The organism is Streptomyces pluripotens (assembly GCF_000802245.2).
GTDB lineage: Bacteria > Actinomycetota > Actinomycetes > Streptomycetales > Streptomycetaceae > Streptomyces > Streptomyces pluripotens.
Genome location: NZ_CP021080.1, coordinates 6,727,165 through 6,743,801, shown reverse-complemented (window position 1 = coordinate 6,743,801; position 16,637 = coordinate 6,727,165). Strand labels below are relative to the sequence as shown.

Genomic DNA, 16,637 nt, shown 5'->3' with positions numbered 1-16,637 from the left:
GTCGGCTCCGGCGAGACCCAGGCAGCGCTGCCCCGCCGGACGATCGGCGCGTTGGCGCAGTGGTCTGCACTGTCGCAGTTCCCGCGCCCGTCCTCCGCGCGTCCGTCTGGCGGCCGGGGTCGAACCGGCAGGCCGGTTCGGTCCGCAGTCGGTAGGCGGGGCACTACCAGGCGTTCGCCAGGGTTCCAGCCTCTGCAGCGGTGTCGGTGACCAGGCCCGTCGGCGGTTCGGGTTCGGTGTGCCACCGGCGTGACGCTCGTTCGGGTCTCCGCACGCCTGCCTTTGGTCGGCCGACAGGCTCCGGCGAGCGCCACGTGGTGCGGCCGGGCCGCATTCGCCCGGCCCCGTGCTTCAGGGTCGGTCGGGAAGGGGCTCCGGAACCGCGGGGTTCCGGGTACGTCTGAGGTGGGTGTGGAGCAGGTCGTCGTGGCGTCCCGGGACGACCAGTTCCAGGCGGTGGGGCAGGCCGTTTCGGAAGGGGGGCGGAGGTGTGCGGTGCCGGGTGAAGTACAGGACGGTGCGGCCGGCTGATCCGTCGGCGGGGTTGTGGCCGCCGCCGTCCGGGTGGAGTCCGCAGTGGTCGCGGAGCAGGGCGCACAGTGCGGGCAGGTGCCGTGGGGCCGCTTCGGTGGTGACGGCGAGGTGGTCCTCCCAGCGGTGCAGGCGCTCGTCGCGTGCCACGTCGTCGAAGCGGCGGTCGGGGTCGGCCAGGACGAACGCCTCGATCACCCGGGGATCGCCGTCGGAACCCGCCACGGGGATGTGCAGGATGCGTACGTCCGGTTCGGCGGTGTGGTCGAGGCGGCGGCGGACGCGTTCGCGGACGACGGTGCTGGGCAGCGGCGCCCGGCTGGGCAGACCTCGGCGGGCGAGTTCCGCACGGGCCGTGTCGAGGTCAGTGGGGAAGATCATCACGGCAAGGTGGTCGACTCGGCATGCCGCGGCGAGCTGATCGAGTACTCGGGGCGGTGCGGTGTCCGGGAGGACGCCGGCCAAGGCGGTCCGCGTGCCGAGGGTGCGCAGGAGGCGGGCGGACCGCTCCAGACGACGCAGATCCCGATCGTCGAGCGCTGTGGGGATGGCCGTGGGCGCGGCCGGGCGGGGGGTCATGGGGCTCCGTCGTTCGCGAGGCGGGTGACCGTTTCGGTGGTGAAGTAGGCGCCGGACGAGGTCTCGGTCAGCCGCCGGGCCAGCACGGCGACGGCGTCGGCGGCGTCCTCGGGCGGCACGCCTCGACCGGCCTCGATCTGCCCGCGCAGCCACACGTGGGCCCGGCCGCGCCAGGATGCGGGGTCGGCCTCCCCGGCGAGGACGGCGTCCGTGAATCCGGTGAGGACGATGCCGGGGTGCAGGGACGCGGTGTGGACGCCGGTGCCGCGCAGTTCCTGCCCGAGGTTCTCGGTGAGTTTGATGACGGCGGCCTTGGACACGGAGTACGCCGACACGTGCGGCCAGCGGTGCACCCCCGCGTGGCTGGCCAGGTTGACGATCCGTCCGGTGCGCCGGGCCAGCATGCCCGGCAGCAGCGCATGGGTGGCCAGCAGCACACCGCGCACGTTGGTGTCCATCGCCGCCCACCACGCGTCGGGGTCACACTCCCACAAGGGGCCGAACGGCCCTTCGACTCCGGCGTTGTTGACCAGTAGGTCCACCGTGCCGAGTTCGCAGCGCAACTCGTCCAGCGCCGTCCGCAGGGTGTCGGCCCGCGTGACGTCGGCGGCCCGGCCGTACGCCGTGCAGCCGGCGCGGCGCAGTGTGGTGACGGCGTCGTGGACGCCGCGCTCCGAACGCGCCACCAGAGCCACGCGTACGCCGTCTTGCGCCAGTCTGCGGGCGACGGCGAACCCCAGGCCGCGGCTGCCGCCCGTCACCAGCGCCGTGTGGATGGCGGCGGTCACCGGGGCTCCGCCGGGACGGTGAGCAGCCTGCGGACGATCTTCCCGGAGGCGGTGCGGGGAATGGCCCCGACCCGGTGCACGGTCTGGACACGTTTGTACGGCGCGACCTGGGCGTTGACGAAGGCGGCGAGTTCCGCGTCCGCAGCCGGGGCGCGCAGTACGACGTAGGCCACGGGTACCTCACCCCTGGCCTGATCGGGAACCGCGGCCACGGCGGCGTCGGCGACCGCTGGATGCCGTTGCATCAGCTCCTCCAGTTCCGCCGGGGCCACCTGGTAGCCGTTGACCTTGATCAGTTCCTTGCACCGGCCGGTGACGCGCAACGCACCGTGCTCCAGGGACACCAGGTCGCCGGTGTGCAGCCAGCCGTCCGCGTCGACGGCGTCGCGCGCGACCTGGGGCCCGCGCACCCACAACTCCCCGTGGACGACGCGGTGCTCCACGCCGGCGACGACGGGCGCCGTCCGGCCCGGTTCCGGTGTGTCCTCGCCGGCGGCGACCGCGAGGTACCCGGCCGTCTCGGTGAGGCCGTATCCCATCAGCACCGGGGCAGCGAGAACCCGACGGGCATCGGCGACCAGGTCGGGCGGGACGGGAGCGCCCCCGGTGACGACACCGCGCAACCGGTCCAGGTTCACCGGGGTGTCCCGTTGCCCGGCGCACAGGGTGCGCAGTTGGGGCGGTACGACGAAGAGCCGGGTCACGCCGTGCTCCGCCATCGCCCGCAGCGCCGGTCCCGGCCGGTACCTTGCCAGGGTGACGACCGTGCCACCGCAGCGCAGGGTGTGATGGAGCACCGCCTGGAGGCCGTAGGCATGGGCGAAGGGCAGGACGGCAAGCACCCGGTCGTCCGGGGCCAGCGGCAGGGCGGCCGTGCCGGCGGCCAGGGCGGCGATCATGTTGCCGTGGCTGAGGCGGATCGTCTTCGGTTGGCCGGTCGTCCCGCTGGAGGAGGCGAGCACGGCCGTTCCGGCTTCCCGAAGGGGAGCGCTCGCCTCCCGTGCGGGCGGGCAGACTTCGGTCCGGGCGGACTCCGACGGAACGGCGGGTGCGCCGGAAGGCGGGGCGGTCAGCCGTTTCAGGGGTGCGGCCCGCGTACCGTCGCCGCCCACGGCGTCGATGAGCCAGTCGGCTCCGGCATGTTCCAACTGCCGCTGCGCCTCACCGGCCGTGTGGACCGGGTTCACCGGGACGACGCTGCCGCCCGTCGTCAGCACGGCGTGCAGCGCGACCACGAAGTCGACACCGTTCGACAGCCGCACCCCCACCGTGTCCCCCTGCCGCAACCCCCGCCCCAGAAGGTCGTCCGCCGTCCGGCGCACGGCGTCACCGAGTTCGCGATGGCTGATGCGGCGTCCGGTGTCGGCCTCGAACACCGCATCGGAATCAGCCTGTTGGGCGCCTGCGGCCAAGACGTAGGGCGTCAGCTGCGGGGTCACTCCTCTCCCCCGGCTTCTCCGGTCGCTGCGACGGGGCGCGCAGCCAGTACCTCCATGTCCAGCGGCAGCGTGGCCCGCCCGGCGGGTTCCAGCCCCGCTCGCACGAAGAGTCGCTCGTACTCCCGTGGGGTGCGTTCCCGCCCGCTGCTGGTGTTGACGAGCATGTGCAGGTCCCATGCCGTGGCCAGGTCCACGGTGCCGTCCTGCGATCCGTGCGGTTCCTCCGGCAGCGGTCGTTCCACCACCAGCACGACACCACCCGGCGCCAGGGCGTCGGCACAGGCGCTCAGCAGCGCGACGCACCGGTCGTCGTCCCAGTCGTGCAGAATGCGGGAGAGGACGTGGACGTCGCAGCCCGGGGGCAACGGATCGGTGAAGAAGTCCGCCCCCACGAAGGCGAATCGGTCGGCGACCCCCGCCTCGCTCATGCGGGTGCCGCACAGCTCGGACACATGGGGCTGATCCACCACCACGCCCCGCAGCCACCGGCACTGCGTCAGCAGCGACGCCAGCAGCGCGCCGTCGCCTCCTCCGACGTCGAGCACGCTCCGGACGCCCCGGAAGTCGTGGGCAGCGGTCAGGGACTCGAAGAAGACGTCCCCGAACGCCATGGCTCCGGCGAACCGTTCCGCCATGTCGGGCCGCTCGGTCATGTAGTCGAACGCCGGCTCTCCGAACACCTTGGCAAAACCCTCCTGCCCGGTGCGTACGGCGTACGGCAGTTCGTGCCAGGACCGGTGGAACTCGTCGCCGTACAGCAGAGCCAGTTGCCGGGCCGACCCCGGAATTCCGGTACGCAGCAGGGCACCCAGCGGGGTCAGCGCATAGCCGTCGGGCAGCGGTTCGACCACGCCCAGCCCGGCGAGGAAGAGCAGCAGGCGTTCGGTGGCACCGGGATCGGCCGCGATCCGCTCGGCCGCGTCCCGCGCCGGGCGAACGCCGTCGGCGAGGGCGTCCACGAGCCCCAACTCCACAGCGGTACGGATGGCTTGGGTGGTCCAGGCTCCGGTCAGCAGTCCGAGCATTCGACGGCGCAGACCCGCCTCCGTGTCCTGGCGCGTCAGCACGTGGCACTCATCATCGTCGTGATCATCACGTGCCGCATTCTGTGTATCAGCGTTAAGTCAGCACAAATCCGGACGTGTTGTTTCACCCGTTCAGGGGATCTTGCGCAGAGACTCAGGTCGAAGGTGCGCCGGGCGCCCTCCAGGTCGCAATACGCCGGGCGTCCGAAACCGGCGCTCCGCGACGGGCGCGGAGCGCCCTAGGGGGCCCGGGTCTCCCAACGGGTACGACCGGCCGCAGCAACACCGGTCAACAGGGTTGCCGGCTCTCCGGATTCCGCTCGCTCGGATGGCGCCCGCGCGCCGGCCGGGTCCCGCACCTCCTCGGCGACGGACAGCGAGGGACTCGGCCTTCTTGGCGGCTCCACGCCCCTTGGGCCCGGCAGTACTGGCCGGCTTCGCCAAGTCGCGGCAGTGACGCCTTGTGGTGTGAGGGCAGGGGGAGTCACGCGCCGGTGGTGAGCTGGCCGCGGTCCCTGCCTCCGACCATCCGGGTCACGCCGTGGACTTCATCCACGGTGTCCGCACCGAGCGGCTCGACGTCCCCGAACCCTCCACATCGACGGCGATGAGGAGGCCCGGGCTGTGGTGCAAGCAGCACCGGCCGGGTTCGACAGGCCCGCCGCCTTCCGTTCGCCGATGTTCACGGACACGCACCGACTCGCACCATCCATGCGGAATCTTTGCCTCCGTCATCCGCCGGCCTCAGCGGCCACACAGATGGGCGGCGGAAGAAGACACAGTCTTGGCACTATGCGCGTCGACCCGCGCCAAGCTCACGAATTGTTCACCACAAGGCCAAGACCTGTTGTTTTCCTGTGGATCATCCATTGACCGTGGCTTGTCAATTCTGTTTTGCTCTGTGCCCACGGGCGGCAGCCACCACGAGGAGTGCTGACCCACAGCCAAGGAGCTTTTAGGGCTCGGTACTTGGCCATGCCGCCATCCCCACAGGGCATACGGACGCCCTTCCCTCGTGCCAGCGCACGCGGCGTCCGTAAGAGAGAGGAACTCCCCCGCACATGGGCAACACCCCAAGAACCAGCCGAGCCAGACGATGGGCGCTCACCGGCGCCATCTCCCTCGGCACGGCCGCCGCCACCCTCGCGGCAGCCCCCGCAGCCCAGGCACGACCCGTGCCGCCGGCCGCCCGCTACCACGCACACCACCACGGCGTCTTTCCGACCGTCCCGCAGATGGCAGCCGCGCGTGCCTCCAGCACCGCGTCCTCCACCGGCCAGGAGACGCTTTCCTACGGCGGCGGCGTCGACGGCATCGGTGTCCAGAGTGGCCACTCCAAGGTCTACCTGGTCTTCTACGGCACCCAATGGGGCACCAAGAGCACCGACTCCAACGGCGATGCCACCTTCTCCGGTGACCCCGACAGCGCCGCTCCGGTCGCCCAGGAGATGTTCAAGGACATCGGCACCGGCAACGAACGGTGGTCGGCCGACCTGACGCAGTGGTGCGACGGCCCCAACGTCAGTACCGGCGCCACCAGCTGCCCGTCCAACGCCGACTTCATCCCGTACCAGAGCGGTGGCGTGCTCTCCGGCGTCTGGTACGACAACTCGGCCGCCTCCCCGAGCAGCGCCACCGGCCACCAGCTGGCCCAGGAGGCCATCAACGCCGCCGCGCACTTCGGCAACACCTCGGCTTCGGCGAACCGCCACGCCTACTACGTCATCCTCTCTCCGCACGGCACCGATCCGGACAACTACAAGGACCCCAACACCGGTTACTGCGCCTGGCACGACTGGAACGGCGACACCACCCTCAACGGTGGCGCGGCCTCCTCGCCGTACGGGGACATCGCCTTCTCCAACCAGCCGTACAACACGGACATGGGTTCCACCTGCGGCGTCGGCTTCGTCAACGGCTCCTCCGCCGGGAAGCTGGACGGCTACACGATGACCCTGGGTCACGAGTGGCAGGAGATGATGTCCGACCAGAACCCGGCGGGCGGTTGGACCAACCACGTCAGCGGCAGCTCCTACAACGGCCAGGAGAACGCCGACGAGTGCGCCTGGATCCGACCGGGACAGTTCGGAGGCGCGGCCAATGTGACCATGGGCACCGGCACCTTCGCCGAGCAGGCCAGCTGGTCCAACGACACCAACGAGTGCGACATATCGCACGCGATCGTGGGCCAGACCTCCAGCAACACGGTCACGGTCACCAACCCGGGCAACCAGAGCGGCACCGTCGGCACCGCGACCAGCCTGCAGATCCAGGCCAGTGACTCCGACAGCAGCCAGACGCTCACGTACGCGGCGAGCGGGCTGCCCGCGGGCCTGTCCATCAGCTCCTCCACCGGTCGGATCTCCGGCACGCCCACGAAGTCCGGCACGTCCAGCGTCACGGTCACCGTCACGGACGGCACCGGCGCCACCGGCACCACGTCGTTCACCTGGACCGAGAACTCCACGGGTGGCGGCTCCGGCGGCATCACCAACGGCGGTTTCGAGACCGGCTCCCTCAGCGGCTGGACCACCAGCGGCTCCGCGTCGGCCACCGGATCGGCTGCGCACAGCGGTTCCTACGGTGCGTCGCTCGGCACGAGCAGCCCGAGCAACGACTCCACCGCGGCGCAGACCTTCACCGCGCCGAGCGGCAGCAGCCAGCTGTCCTTCTCCTACAGCTCGACCTGTCCGGACACCGTCTACTACGACTGGGCCACGGCGACGCTGAAGGACAACACCACCGGCACCACCACCACGGTCCTGGCCAAGACCTGCGCCTCCTCCTCGGCATGGCACCAGGTCACCGCGCCGGTCACCGCCGGCCACAGCTACACGCTCACCCTGGCCAACCACGACGACGACTACTGGGGTGACGCGACCTACACCTACTACGACGACGTGACCGTCTCCTGACGAGCGGGCACGCGTAACGTCGAAACCATCCAAGCACCGGGGGCGACCATCGGCCGCCCCCGGTGCGTTTGCGCACAGGGGGAACCAGAGCGCGGCGGCACGCATCCAACCGTCAGCCGTCCGAACCACCGCGGGCTCCGGGCCACCGTGGGCGTCGAACCGCCTCCGGCTCCGGACACTGCCCCGCCCCGAACCAGGAGCACTCGCACATGACCAAGCCCTCCACCTCCCTGCGCAACCCCAGACGCTCGCTTCTACTGCCGCTCACCGGGCTCGGGTCCGCCGCCGTGCTGGCACTCTCCGGCTGCGGTACCCACACACAGCCGGTTTCAGCCCAGTCGACGCTGTCCTCCACCTCCGGCCCTGCGTCCACCTCCGCACCGGCCACGGCCTCCGCGTCCGCCTCGGCGCCGGGAACAACACGTGCGGTCGGGACCACGCTCACCCTCGACGAGCACGCCAACCGCACCACCGTGCACGTGGCCCGAGGCAGTACGGTCTCCCTCGTCCTGCACAGCACGCTCTGGCCCGCACTGAAGGACAGCGCGCCCGCGCTGCTGCAGCCGCTCGGCAAACCGGCGGTCACCCACGACGCTTCCTGCGTCACCGGCGGCGGCTGCGGCACCCAGACCACCCGCTACCTGGCTCACAAGCCCGGCACGGTGGTGCTCTCCGACCACCGCACCTCCTGCGGTGAGGCCAAACTGTGCACCCCAGCCCAGGCGTCCTTCACGGTGACGCTGGTGATCGGCTAGCTCGGCCAGGTAGGCAGGCGCCGGTCCAGGTGGCGAGGAGTGCCTGCGGAGTGGCGAGGAGTGCCTGCGGACGGTGAGCTGTCGACCGGGGCGGGGGGAGCAGGAGGCGGCGTTCCTCGCCGACCGCCGTCTGCGACAGACGTAGCAGGAAGGTGCCGACGCCGGAGGAGCCACTGCACCAGTGGTGGATCAGCCCGGTGTCGGGCTGCTCGTCCACGTCGGAGCGCCAGCGGACCAGGCTGCCCTTGTGGTATGGGCGGTCGGAGGGAATGGCCGGACCGGGCAGCCCGGCGGTTGTGGCGTCCAACCGGGCAGCGAGCACCCGGTGTTGGTCGTCGTTTCGCGGATACGCGGATACGCGGATACACGGTGATGATCTGGCCGCGCTGGCGCGGTCGTAGTTGCCGGAGGTCATCTCCTCGACGGTCCGCAGGTCGCGGGCCGTCTTGAAGGCGCATCCGGCTTGGACCAGTACCCCGGCGGCCCGGTGCAGCACCTCCGGCGCGGACAACCGGGTCGCCGAGATGTGCAGCTTCCAGCCCTGCACCAGGGACTCGTGCTTCAAAGGAGTGACCCGGCACCAGACGCCGTCCTCTACGACCTGCCGGTCTTGTCGTCCAGCGTGGTGAGCACGGAGCGCACCACCTCCCCCAGAGAAGACGCGAGCCAGAGACCCACTCCCTACGCCCGGCCGACGGAGCGGGACGCCCGGCTCTCGAATGGCTCCACTCTGGTCTCGGCCGAGGTCGTCGAGCACGGGGGAAACCCCTAACGACGGCGTCGGCGAAGTTGAGCGCGGCGCTGACGTGACGTGAGGACGGTCGCGCGAGCACTTCCATATGCACCAAAAAGGGTGAACCAACCTCTGCCGTGACCGGCGGCGCGTGCCGACACGAGTCCGCCTCAACAGCAGCGGAACGCGACGGCTATCCTCCTGCGACTGATCAATTACGAGAGGGGACACCCATGCGTCGCATACGCCTCGGGATGACGACGGCCATAGCAGCAGTCGCGCTCACCGCAGGATGCGCTGCAAGCAGTACCACGGCGCAGGCACCGGCCTCCCCGGCGACGACTCCTTCCACCACGGCGGCAACGCCTTCCAGGACAGCCTTGGCCAGCGACAGTCCCTCCTCCGTGAGGACTCCGGCCACCGGTCAGAACATCCCCGACAGTTACGACGCCGCGCGCAACGCGAAAGCGGACATCCAGGCCGCGCTCACCGAGGCCGCCAAGGACCATCGAGAGGTTCTCATCGACTTCGGCGCCAACTGGTGCCCCGACTGCCGGGTACTGGACGTGATGTTCCACTCGCCACAGGTCGAGCCCCTGCTGAAGAAGGACTACATCGTGGTTGCCGTCGACGTCGGCCAGTTCAACCACAACCTCGACCTCGCCAGTCACTACGTCAACCTTCGCACCAGCGGGATCCCGGCTCTGGTGGTCTTGAAGTCGAACGGTGTCCTGCGGACCACGACCAACGACGGCAGCTTCGCCAACGCCCGCTCCATGAACCCGGGCCAGGTCAGGGCCTTCCTGACCCACTGGGCGCCCACCGGACACCAGTGAAGTCCCCATCGTGGTGCAGCGTCGTGGTGGGGGCCGCAGCGGGGGTCCTCTTGCTCGGTGGATGCGAAGCACGCCAGTCCCCCGCGCCAACAGCGCGCGCCACGGCAAACGGGGTCACCGTCACGGTCACCCTTCTCCCACCAGCCAACGGCCAACGCCGGATGCAGGCGACCTTCAGCCCGCAGCAGCCCGGATTCCACCTCTACAGCATCGACCTTCCCGCGCAGGGCATCGACGGATTGGGGATCCCGACCAGACTTTCCGTCGAGGGAGACCTCACCGCTACGGGCAAACCGACGGCGAACCGCTCGACCCTCCTCCTTCGACCCGCAGGGCTCACCACCGAACTCCCGGTCTACCCGAACGGGCCGGTGACCTTCACCCTGCCGGTCCGCCAGACAGGCCCCCACCAGGCCGACGTGGTCGTCAGCTACGGAGCCTGCGGTGAAAGCCACTGCCTCGTCCCGGTCAAGGACGAAGTAATCCACCTCAGCCTCGGCTGATCCGCACCGGCCGCATGCAAGCCGGGGTCCGAGACGCGGACACCGGCCCCAGCTGCGACTGTCGGGACGGAGCATCTGCATTCGTTCGGGTGGTCCAGGTTCCGGACGCCCTGATGGCCGTAGGAGACGAGGAGTTTGCCCCTGTCGCGCATCGAGTAGCCGGTGTTCAGGATATGTGGCGGCCACACCCAGGACGATCCTGACCGACTTGCTCAGCCCAGGAAGCTCAGCCGCACCCGACGGTCGGGATTATCCCTGTTCGTGTCCACCAGGCACACGGACTGCCAGGTGCCCAGGGCCAGACGTCCGCCGATCACCGGGAGGGTCGCGTGGGGCGGAACGATGGCTGGCAGAACGTGGTCGCGGCCATGGCCGGGGCTGCCGTGCCGGTGCTGCCAGCGGTCGTCGGCGGGCAGCAGAGTGTGCAGGGCCGCCAGCAGGTCGTCGTCGCTGCCGGAGCCCGTCTCGATGATGGCGATGCCCGCGGTGGCGTGCGGGACGAAGAGGTTCAGCAGGCCGTCGCGACCGCTCGCGGCCTCCCGTAGGAACTCCTCACAGCCCCCGGTGAGGTCGACGACCCGCTCCCGGGCACCGGTGGAGACGGAAAGCGTTCGGGTGGTGAAGGCATCTGGCATGGCCCCATCCTGGCCCATGGAGCGGACCCCCGCCGACTGCCGTCCGGCCTGAACCCCGGGGAAGATATCCGCATCACCCCTTGTTGGTTCAACCGTGAACGAATTGCGTGAGGTCGAGGTTGTCGTCATAGGCGCCGGGCAGGCGGGCTTGTCCAGCGCCTATCACCTGCGCCGGGTCGGTAACCGACCGGACCACGGTTTCGTGGTGCTGGACCACTCGCCCGGGCCGGGCGGCGCCTGGCAGTTCCGGTGGCCCTCGCTGACCTACGGCAAGGTGCACGGGATGCACGCGCTGCCCGGCATGGAGCTGGCGGACGCCGACCCGGCGCGCCCCTCGGCCGAGGTCGTCCAGGAGTACTTCGAACGGTACGAGCGCACCTTCGACTTGCGGGTGCGGCGCCCGGTCGACGTACGGTCGGTGCGTGAGGGGGACGGTGGGCGGCTGCTCGTCGAGACCTCGGCCGGCAGCTGGTCGACGCGGGCGCTGATCAACTCGACGGGTACCTGGGACCGCCCGTTCTGGCCCCGCTACCCCGGCCAGGAAACCTTCCGCGGGCGGCAACTGCACACCGCGCAGTACGCCGGGCCGGAGGAGTTCGCCGGCCAGCGGGTCGTGGTGGTCGGCGGCGGCGCCTCAGGCACCCAGCATGTGCTGGAGCTGGCCCCGTACGCGGCAGAGACCTTCTGGGTCACCCGGAGGCCACCGGTGTTCCGAGAGGAGCCGTTCGACGAGGAGGCGGGCCGTTCTGCGGTCGCGCTGGTGGAAGAACGGGTACGCCAGGGCCTGCCGCCGCGCAGTGTGGTCTCGGTCACCGGGCTGCCTCTCAATGAGGCGGTCCGGCAGGGACTCGCGGACGGAGTCCTGGTCCGCCGGCCGATGTTCGACAGGATCACTCCGGACGGCGTGGCGTGGCGCGACGGACGGCACGACCGGTACGTCGCAGCCGATGTGATCCTGTGGGCGACCGGGTTCCGGGCCGCGCTCGACCACCTGGCTCCGCTGCGGCTGCGCGAGCCAGGTGGCGGCATCCGGGTGGAGGGTACCCGCGCCGTCGCGGACCCGCGTGTCCACCTCGTCGGCTACGGCCCCTCGGCCAGCTCCGTCGGCGCCAACCGGGCCGGGCGTAAGGCCGTCCGGGACATCAGGCGGCTGCTGGCCGGGGAACCGGTCACTGTGTGACGCCCCGTCGGTTCAGTGGCCTACCGGTTGCGGGGAGGCGGTGGACTGACGCGGGCTCCGGCTCGGCGGTTGCGCCTGTCCCGTGGGCTGGTGCAGGGCGTTGAACTCCGCCACGTTGCGCATGTGGGCCGCGTAGTCGGTGGTGAAGCGGGTGTCGCCGGGCTTGACCGTGACGAAGTACAGCCACTCGCCGGAGGGCGGATCGAGAACGGCGCGCATCGCCTCCTCCCCGGGGTTGCCGATGGGTGTGGGCGGCAGGCCCATGCGTTGGTAGGAGTTGTACGGGCTCTCGATGCGGGTGTCGTCCTGGCTGGTGCGGATGGTGCTGCGGTGCAGCGCGTAGTTGATGGTCGAATCCATCTGCAGCGGCATGCCGCGATCCAGCCGGTTGAAGATGACCCGAGCGACCTTGCCCATGTCCGCCTTCGTCGCGGCCTCGGCCTGGACGATGCTCGCGATGGTGACGGCTTGGTAGACGTTCATGGAGTGGTACTGCGCCCCGGCGGCGACCGGTGCCGCATTGAACTTCTTGTTAGCGGTATCGACCATGAACCGCAGCAGACTCTCGGGGGTTTCCCCCTTGCGCAGTGGATATGTCGCTGGGAAGAGGTAGCCCTCGGGGTTGCCCTCGGCGTCGTTCGGCAGCTTCAGTCCGGCCTTGCCGATGGACTTGCGGGTACTGCCCGGTGGCAGCTTCAGTGCTGTGTCGACCGCGTCGTAGACCTGGCTCGCGCGCCAGCCCTCCGGAATGACGAGGGTGGCGGGCTTCGCCTCGTCGTGGCCGCTGCCCAGCGTCAGCAACGGCACCGCCACGGCGGTGCCGGCCACGACGGTGCCGGCCACGACGAGGGCGAGTCTGCCCCGGCGCGTCAGTCGGATCGTGTTCCGCGGCGGAATGTTCATCTGCATGCGGGCACGGTAATACGCATATCGCCATAAACCCGGCATATCTTCAGTTTGTCGGCTGGAAGGTCAGCTGGACTGCGACCAGTACCGATGGGCCGGTTCCGCGTCCGATTCCGACTCCGGCTCGCCCTCCCGACTTCAGGCGACCGATTCCAGCCGCGCGTCCCTGCGCACCAGAGCCGCGTAGCGCCCGCCCTCTTCCAACAACTCCTGGTGCGTGCCGCGCTCGGCAACTCGCCCGGAATCCAGCACCACGATCTGATCAGCACCTCGAACGGTGGACAGGCGATGGGCGATGGTGAGGGTCGTACGTCCGGCGGACAGGGCGTCGATGGCCTGCTGGACGGCCGCTTCCGTCCGGGTGTCGAGCGCACTGGTCGCCTCGTCGAGGATGAGGACCGGCGGGTCGCGCAGGATGGTCCGGGCTATGGCGAGGCGCTGCTTCTCGCCGCCGGAAAATCGGTGACCGCGTTCCCCGACGACCGTGTCGTAGCCGTCGGGCAGTGCGGCTATGTGGTCGTGGATCTGCGCTGCCTTGGCGGCCGAGTGCAGCTCCTCTTCGGTGGCGTCCGGCTTGGCGAAGCGGAGGTTCTCGGCGACCGAGGCATGGAAGAGGTACGTCTCCTGCGAGACGACGCCAACCGCGCGGGCGAGGGTGTCGAAGTCGAGGTCGCGGACGTCCACGCCGTCCAGGGTGACGCGACCGCCGGTGACGTCGTAGAGGCGGGGCACCAGATGGCCGAGCGTGGACTTACCGGCGCCGGTCGACCCGACGACGGCGAGGCTGCCGCCGGCCGGGACGACGAGGTCTATGCCGTCGAGCACCGGTCCGCCCTTGCCGTCGTAGCGGAACTCAACGTCCTGGAAGCGCACTTCGCCCTTGATCCGGTCGAGATGGACGGGCTGGTCGCGCTCGGTGATGTCGATGGGCAGGTCCAGATACTCGAAGATGCGCTGGAAGAGTGCGAGCGAGGTCTGCACCTGGACACCAGTGGCGAGGAGGCTCACGGCAGGGCGGAACAGGCCTTGCTGGAGCGAGACGAAGGCGACGATGGTACCGAGGGAGACCTCGGGCCCGCCGAGCTGAAGAGCGAGGCCGGCGGTCCAGTAGATGACGGCAGGCATCGCGGCCATGACGATCGTGATCACGGCCATGCGCCAGCGGCCGGCCATGTTCGACCTCACCTCCAGTCCGACCAGACGCTCGGACTCCTCGGAGAAGGAGGCGGTGAGGGAGTCGGAGCGCCCCATGGTGCGGCCGAGCAGGATGCCGCTGACGGAGAGCGACTCGGTGACGGTCGCGGCCATCGCCGCCATTTGGTTCTGCCGCTGCGTGGTGATCCTCTTCCGCTCCCTGCCGACGCGGCGGCTGACCCACACGAACACCGGCAGCAGGAGCAGCGACACGATCGTGAGCCGCCAGTCGAGGGCGACCATCGCCACGATCGTGGCCACGACGCTGGTGGCGTTGGAGACCAGGGAGGTCGCGGTGGAGGTGACGGTCGCCTGCATCCCACCGATGTCGTTGGCGATGCGGGACTGCACCTCACCGGTGCGGGTGCGGGTGAAGAAGGCCAGTGACATGCGCTGCAGCCGGCCGTAGACGGCGGTGCGCAGGTCGTGCATGACGCGCTGGCCGACGGTGGTCGAGATCAGCGTCTGCAGCACGCCGAAGACACTGGAGAGGACGGCGCTGAGGATCATGCCGAGCGCAAGCAGGCTCAGCAGACCGGTGCGGCCCTGCGGGATCGCGACGTCCAGCGTCTCCTTCAGGAGGAACGGTGTGGCCACCGAGACCAGCGAGGACGCGCCGACCAGGAGGCCGACGATCGCAAGTCGTCCACGATAGGGGCGGAAGAGGCTCAGGATGCGGCGCACCTGCCGCGGATGCTCCCCGGCATCGGCAGGCGGGGTCCAGGAGGGTTCACGATCGGGATGCATGGGCTCCTACGGAAGTGAGCGGACGCCGGTCAGGGCAGGCCGACGACGGACGGACCTGAGTTCATTGTTACCTATACTCACAATGAATGGCATCCTGATATTGTTCCCGCATGACCACCCCTGACCCCGACGGCCTGCTCGCCGAGCAGTTGCTGCGGCTCACCCGCCGGGTGCACCGCATCCAGAAGCGCCACATGACACAGCGCGACCTGGACGTCACCCCGGCGCAGTCCCGGCTGCTGCGCACCCTCGCGCACTACGGCTCGCCCCCGCGCATGGCCGACCTCGCCGAGCGCCTCGAGGTCGTACCGCGCGCGGTGACGACGCTGGTCGACGGGCTGGAGGCGAGCGGCAAGGTGCGCCGGGCGCCCGATCCGGCGAACCGGCGCGTGACCCGGATCGAGCTGACGGACGAGGGGCGCGCGACCCTGCGCGAGCTGCGCGGCGCACGCCGTTCCGCCGCCGAGGAGATTCTCGCTCCGTTGACGGAGAAGGAACGCCAGGTGCTCGGCGTGCTGCTGGACACACTGATCGACGGGGATGCCGTCCAGCCCTGTTGACGGCTGTGCGCTGCGTGCGGAGCGGGACGCGGTGTACGTGCGGGGAGCCCGTGCCCGCAGCCGCGGCGGTTCGCGGCACACTCCGCACGCTACCCGCGCCACCCGGCTCAGCAGCGGATGCGGTCCTCCTCGACCACTCCTTGAACGCTGGTCAGCGAGTGGTCGTGGCAGCCGGACGAGCCGTACAGCCGATAGCGCCCGGTCGACGTGCCGACCACGTGCCGCCGACCGCGCGGGACGGTGTTCTCCGGTGAACCGGCCCACCTCGCAACGATGCCTCGTACACATCGGTCGAACCCGGACACCGGGGGCTTTGGGCTCGGTTCTTCGCCGTCCCCCACCCCCGGTGGCCGGGCTGTGACCGAAGGCCGAGGCGTTCACCCTCGCCCGCGGAGCGGGTGGGTTCGCCCGGCGAGGCGGGGCCTGAGCCCCGGCTGCCGATCCGCACCCCGTCATTCCGCGCCCCGTCATGACGACATTGCTCGGCTCGGGCGAGGTGCCCCCGGCCCGAGCGGGCGACGGAGGGGGCAGGGGACCGGGGAACGCCCGGGCTGTGTCGTCATGCGGGGCGTACAACAGCCCGCCTGCGCCGGTCGGCGCCCGGGGTGCCCGGTGCGGCCCTGCACGGTGGCACGGGCCCCGAGCGGGGCCCGTGGCGTTGCGCGGTCCCGAGTCGGGGTGGAAGTCTGGAAATCGGCACCGCTTCGGGAAGCGCCCGGGAACGCCACCGGTTCGCGCGGCGTACCCGTCTCGGGCATGCCGGCGGCCCGCCACCCGTTTCGGGGTGCGCGGCCGTCCTCACCACCTGGAGGTACTCGTGGACAGCGCCGACGGTTGGGGGGACGACGTCTATCAGCCCGATCCCTCGGAGGTTCGGGAGGACACAGGGGTGCTCGACGCCGAGGACACGCTGGACTCCGACGGCGTCGCTGACCCGCTCGACCGCGGCTGGTCCCCTCCTGAGCGGCCGTGGGCGGTGGAACACGTGGGGGTGACGGCTACCGAACGCAAGGCGGGCGAGACCCTGGACCAGCGTCTGGCCGAAGAGCTGCCTGACCTCGCCACGCCCGCAGGCGACGGCATCGGTGACTGCGACGGCACCGACGGCGAACTCCTCGACAACGAGGTCGGTGGCCTCCGCTCGGGTCGGCTGGTGGCTCCTGATGAGGGAGCTCACGAGGACGAGGAAGCCGCCCTCGTCGCCACCGACGTCGGCATCGACGGTGCCGCCGCCTCCGCGGAGGAGGCCGCCATGCACATCGTCGACGACGATTCCTCGTCCGGCTGACCCGCACGCCCCTGCCCGACCAC

At 70.3% G+C, this 16,637-nt stretch carries 15 protein-coding genes; 7 read left to right on the top strand and 8 right to left on the bottom strand.

Annotation, left to right across the window (positions count from 1 at the left end; translation table 11 throughout):
* Positions 1-351: 351 nt before the first annotated feature.
* Genes LK06_RS29760 through LK06_RS29745 form a run of 4 tightly spaced genes read right to left on the bottom strand, consistent with a single transcriptional unit; the run spans position 352 to position 4,404 of the window.
* Entirely contained in the window at positions 352-1,110 is a 759-nt protein-coding gene (locus LK06_RS29760; protein ID WP_052269883.1) for a hypothetical protein, read from the bottom strand.
* Positions 1,107-1,898, bottom strand: coding sequence for an SDR family NAD(P)-dependent oxidoreductase (locus LK06_RS29755; RefSeq protein ID WP_052269884.1), 792 nt, complete (start codon positions 1,896-1,898; stop codon positions 1,107-1,109). Before LK06_RS29755 ends, LK06_RS29760 begins: the two co-directional genes overlap by 4 nt.
* The gene (locus LK06_RS29750) at positions 1,895-3,337 is read right to left on the bottom strand and encodes an AMP-binding protein (protein WP_043408439.1); all 1,443 of its coding nucleotides are present in this window, start codon (positions 3,335-3,337) and stop codon (positions 1,895-1,897) included. Before LK06_RS29750 ends, LK06_RS29755 begins: the two co-directional genes overlap by 4 nt.
* Positions 3,334-4,404, bottom strand: a complete 1,071-nt coding sequence (locus tag LK06_RS29745; RefSeq protein ID WP_052269885.1) for a methyltransferase — start codon at positions 4,402-4,404, stop codon at positions 3,334-3,336. The genes LK06_RS29750 and LK06_RS29745 overlap by 4 nt, the downstream gene beginning before the upstream one ends.
* A 1,019-nt stretch (positions 4,405-5,423) precedes the next feature.
* Here LK06_RS29745 and LK06_RS29740 point away from each other — a divergent pair.
* Together LK06_RS29740 and LK06_RS29735 are read left to right on the top strand one after the other, a co-directional pair.
* Complete coding sequence (locus tag LK06_RS29740; RefSeq protein ID WP_063837874.1) at positions 5,424-7,277, top strand: putative Ig domain-containing protein; 1,854 nt, start codon at positions 5,424-5,426, stop codon at positions 7,275-7,277.
* A gap of 209 nt (positions 7,278-7,486) precedes the next feature.
* Entirely contained in the window at positions 7,487-8,032 is a 546-nt protein-coding gene (locus LK06_RS29735; RefSeq protein WP_043433864.1) for a hypothetical protein, read from the top strand.
* Here the strand turns inward: LK06_RS29735 and LK06_RS29730 are convergent.
* Positions 8,007-8,789 (bottom strand): class III lanthionine synthetase LanKC N-terminal domain-containing protein, encoded by a 783-nt coding sequence (locus LK06_RS29730; RefSeq protein WP_459171083.1) that lies wholly within the window; start codon positions 8,787-8,789, stop codon positions 8,007-8,009. The two genes, LK06_RS29735 and LK06_RS29730, sit on opposite strands and share 26 nt — an antisense overlap.
* A gap of 380 nt (positions 8,790-9,169) precedes the next feature.
* On the opposite strand from LK06_RS29730, the gene LK06_RS29725 reads away from it, so the two are divergent.
* Both LK06_RS29725 and LK06_RS29720 read left to right on the top strand, forming a co-directional pair.
* Entirely contained in the window at positions 9,170-9,601 is a 432-nt protein-coding gene (locus LK06_RS29725; protein ID WP_159025112.1) for a thioredoxin family protein, read from the top strand.
* A gap of 161 nt (positions 9,602-9,762) precedes the next feature.
* A complete protein-coding gene (locus tag LK06_RS29720; protein WP_039651984.1) occupies positions 9,763-10,104 on the top strand; it encodes a hypothetical protein in 342 nt (113 codons plus the stop codon).
* 212 nt (positions 10,105-10,316) lie between these two features.
* On the opposite strand, the gene LK06_RS29715 is transcribed toward LK06_RS29720, so the two are convergent.
* Entirely contained in the window at positions 10,317-10,739 is a 423-nt protein-coding gene (locus LK06_RS29715; protein ID WP_043408444.1) for a secondary thiamine-phosphate synthase enzyme YjbQ, read from the bottom strand.
* A gap of 94 nt (positions 10,740-10,833) precedes the next feature.
* Between LK06_RS29715 and LK06_RS29710 the strand changes: the two genes are divergently transcribed.
* Positions 10,834-11,919: an NAD(P)-binding domain-containing protein gene (locus LK06_RS29710; RefSeq protein WP_039652161.1), complete on the top strand. Its 1,086-nt coding sequence runs from the start codon at positions 10,834-10,836 to the stop codon at positions 11,917-11,919.
* A 12-nt stretch (positions 11,920-11,931) separates the two neighbouring features.
* On the opposite strand, the gene mltG is transcribed toward LK06_RS29710, so the two are convergent.
* Together mltG and LK06_RS29700 are read right to left on the bottom strand one after the other, a co-directional pair.
* Complete coding sequence (gene mltG / locus LK06_RS29705) at positions 11,932-12,828, bottom strand: endolytic transglycosylase MltG (protein ID WP_039652162.1); 897 nt, start codon at positions 12,826-12,828, stop codon at positions 11,932-11,934.
* A 135-nt stretch (positions 12,829-12,963) separates the two neighbouring features.
* On the bottom strand, positions 12,964-14,766 hold the full coding sequence (locus tag LK06_RS29700; protein WP_039652163.1) for an ABC transporter ATP-binding protein: 1,803 nt from the start codon (positions 14,764-14,766) through the stop codon (positions 12,964-12,966).
* Between the two features lie 110 nt (positions 14,767-14,876).
* On the opposite strand from LK06_RS29700, the gene LK06_RS29695 reads away from it, so the two are divergent.
* Positions 14,877-15,326 (top strand): MarR family winged helix-turn-helix transcriptional regulator, encoded by a 450-nt coding sequence (locus tag LK06_RS29695; RefSeq protein ID WP_039652164.1) that lies wholly within the window; start codon positions 14,877-14,879, stop codon positions 15,324-15,326.
* An 817-nt stretch (positions 15,327-16,143) separates the two neighbouring features.
* Entirely contained in the window at positions 16,144-16,614 is a 471-nt protein-coding gene (locus LK06_RS29685; RefSeq protein ID WP_039652165.1) for a DUF5709 domain-containing protein, read from the top strand.
* Positions 16,615-16,637: the final 23 nt, after the last annotated feature.

Excerpts from the sequence above, each read along its gene's own strand:
- LK06_RS29760 (WP_052269883.1), bottom strand. The coding sequence starts at position 1,110 with ATGACCCCCCGCCCGGCCGCGCCCACGGCCATCCCCACAGCGCTCGAC.
- LK06_RS29740 (WP_063837874.1), top strand. The coding sequence starts at position 5,424 with ATGGGCAACACCCCAAGAACCAGCCGAGCCAGACGATGGGCGCTCACC.
- LK06_RS29735 (WP_043433864.1), top strand. The coding sequence starts at position 7,487 with ATGACCAAGCCCTCCACCTCCCTGCGCAACCCCAGACGCTCGCTTCTA.
- LK06_RS29720 (WP_039651984.1), top strand. The coding sequence starts at position 9,763 with ATGCAGGCGACCTTCAGCCCGCAGCAGCCCGGATTCCACCTCTACAGC.
- LK06_RS29715 (WP_043408444.1), bottom strand. The coding sequence starts at position 10,739 with ATGCCAGATGCCTTCACCACCCGAACGCTTTCCGTCTCCACCGGTGCC.
- mltG (WP_039652162.1), bottom strand. The coding sequence starts at position 12,828 with ATGCAGATGAACATTCCGCCGCGGAACACGATCCGACTGACGCGCCGG.
- LK06_RS29700 (WP_039652163.1), bottom strand. The coding sequence starts at position 14,766 with ATGCATCCCGATCGTGAACCCTCCTGGACCCCGCCTGCCGATGCCGGG.
- LK06_RS29695 (WP_039652164.1), top strand. The coding sequence starts at position 14,877 with ATGACCACCCCTGACCCCGACGGCCTGCTCGCCGAGCAGTTGCTGCGG.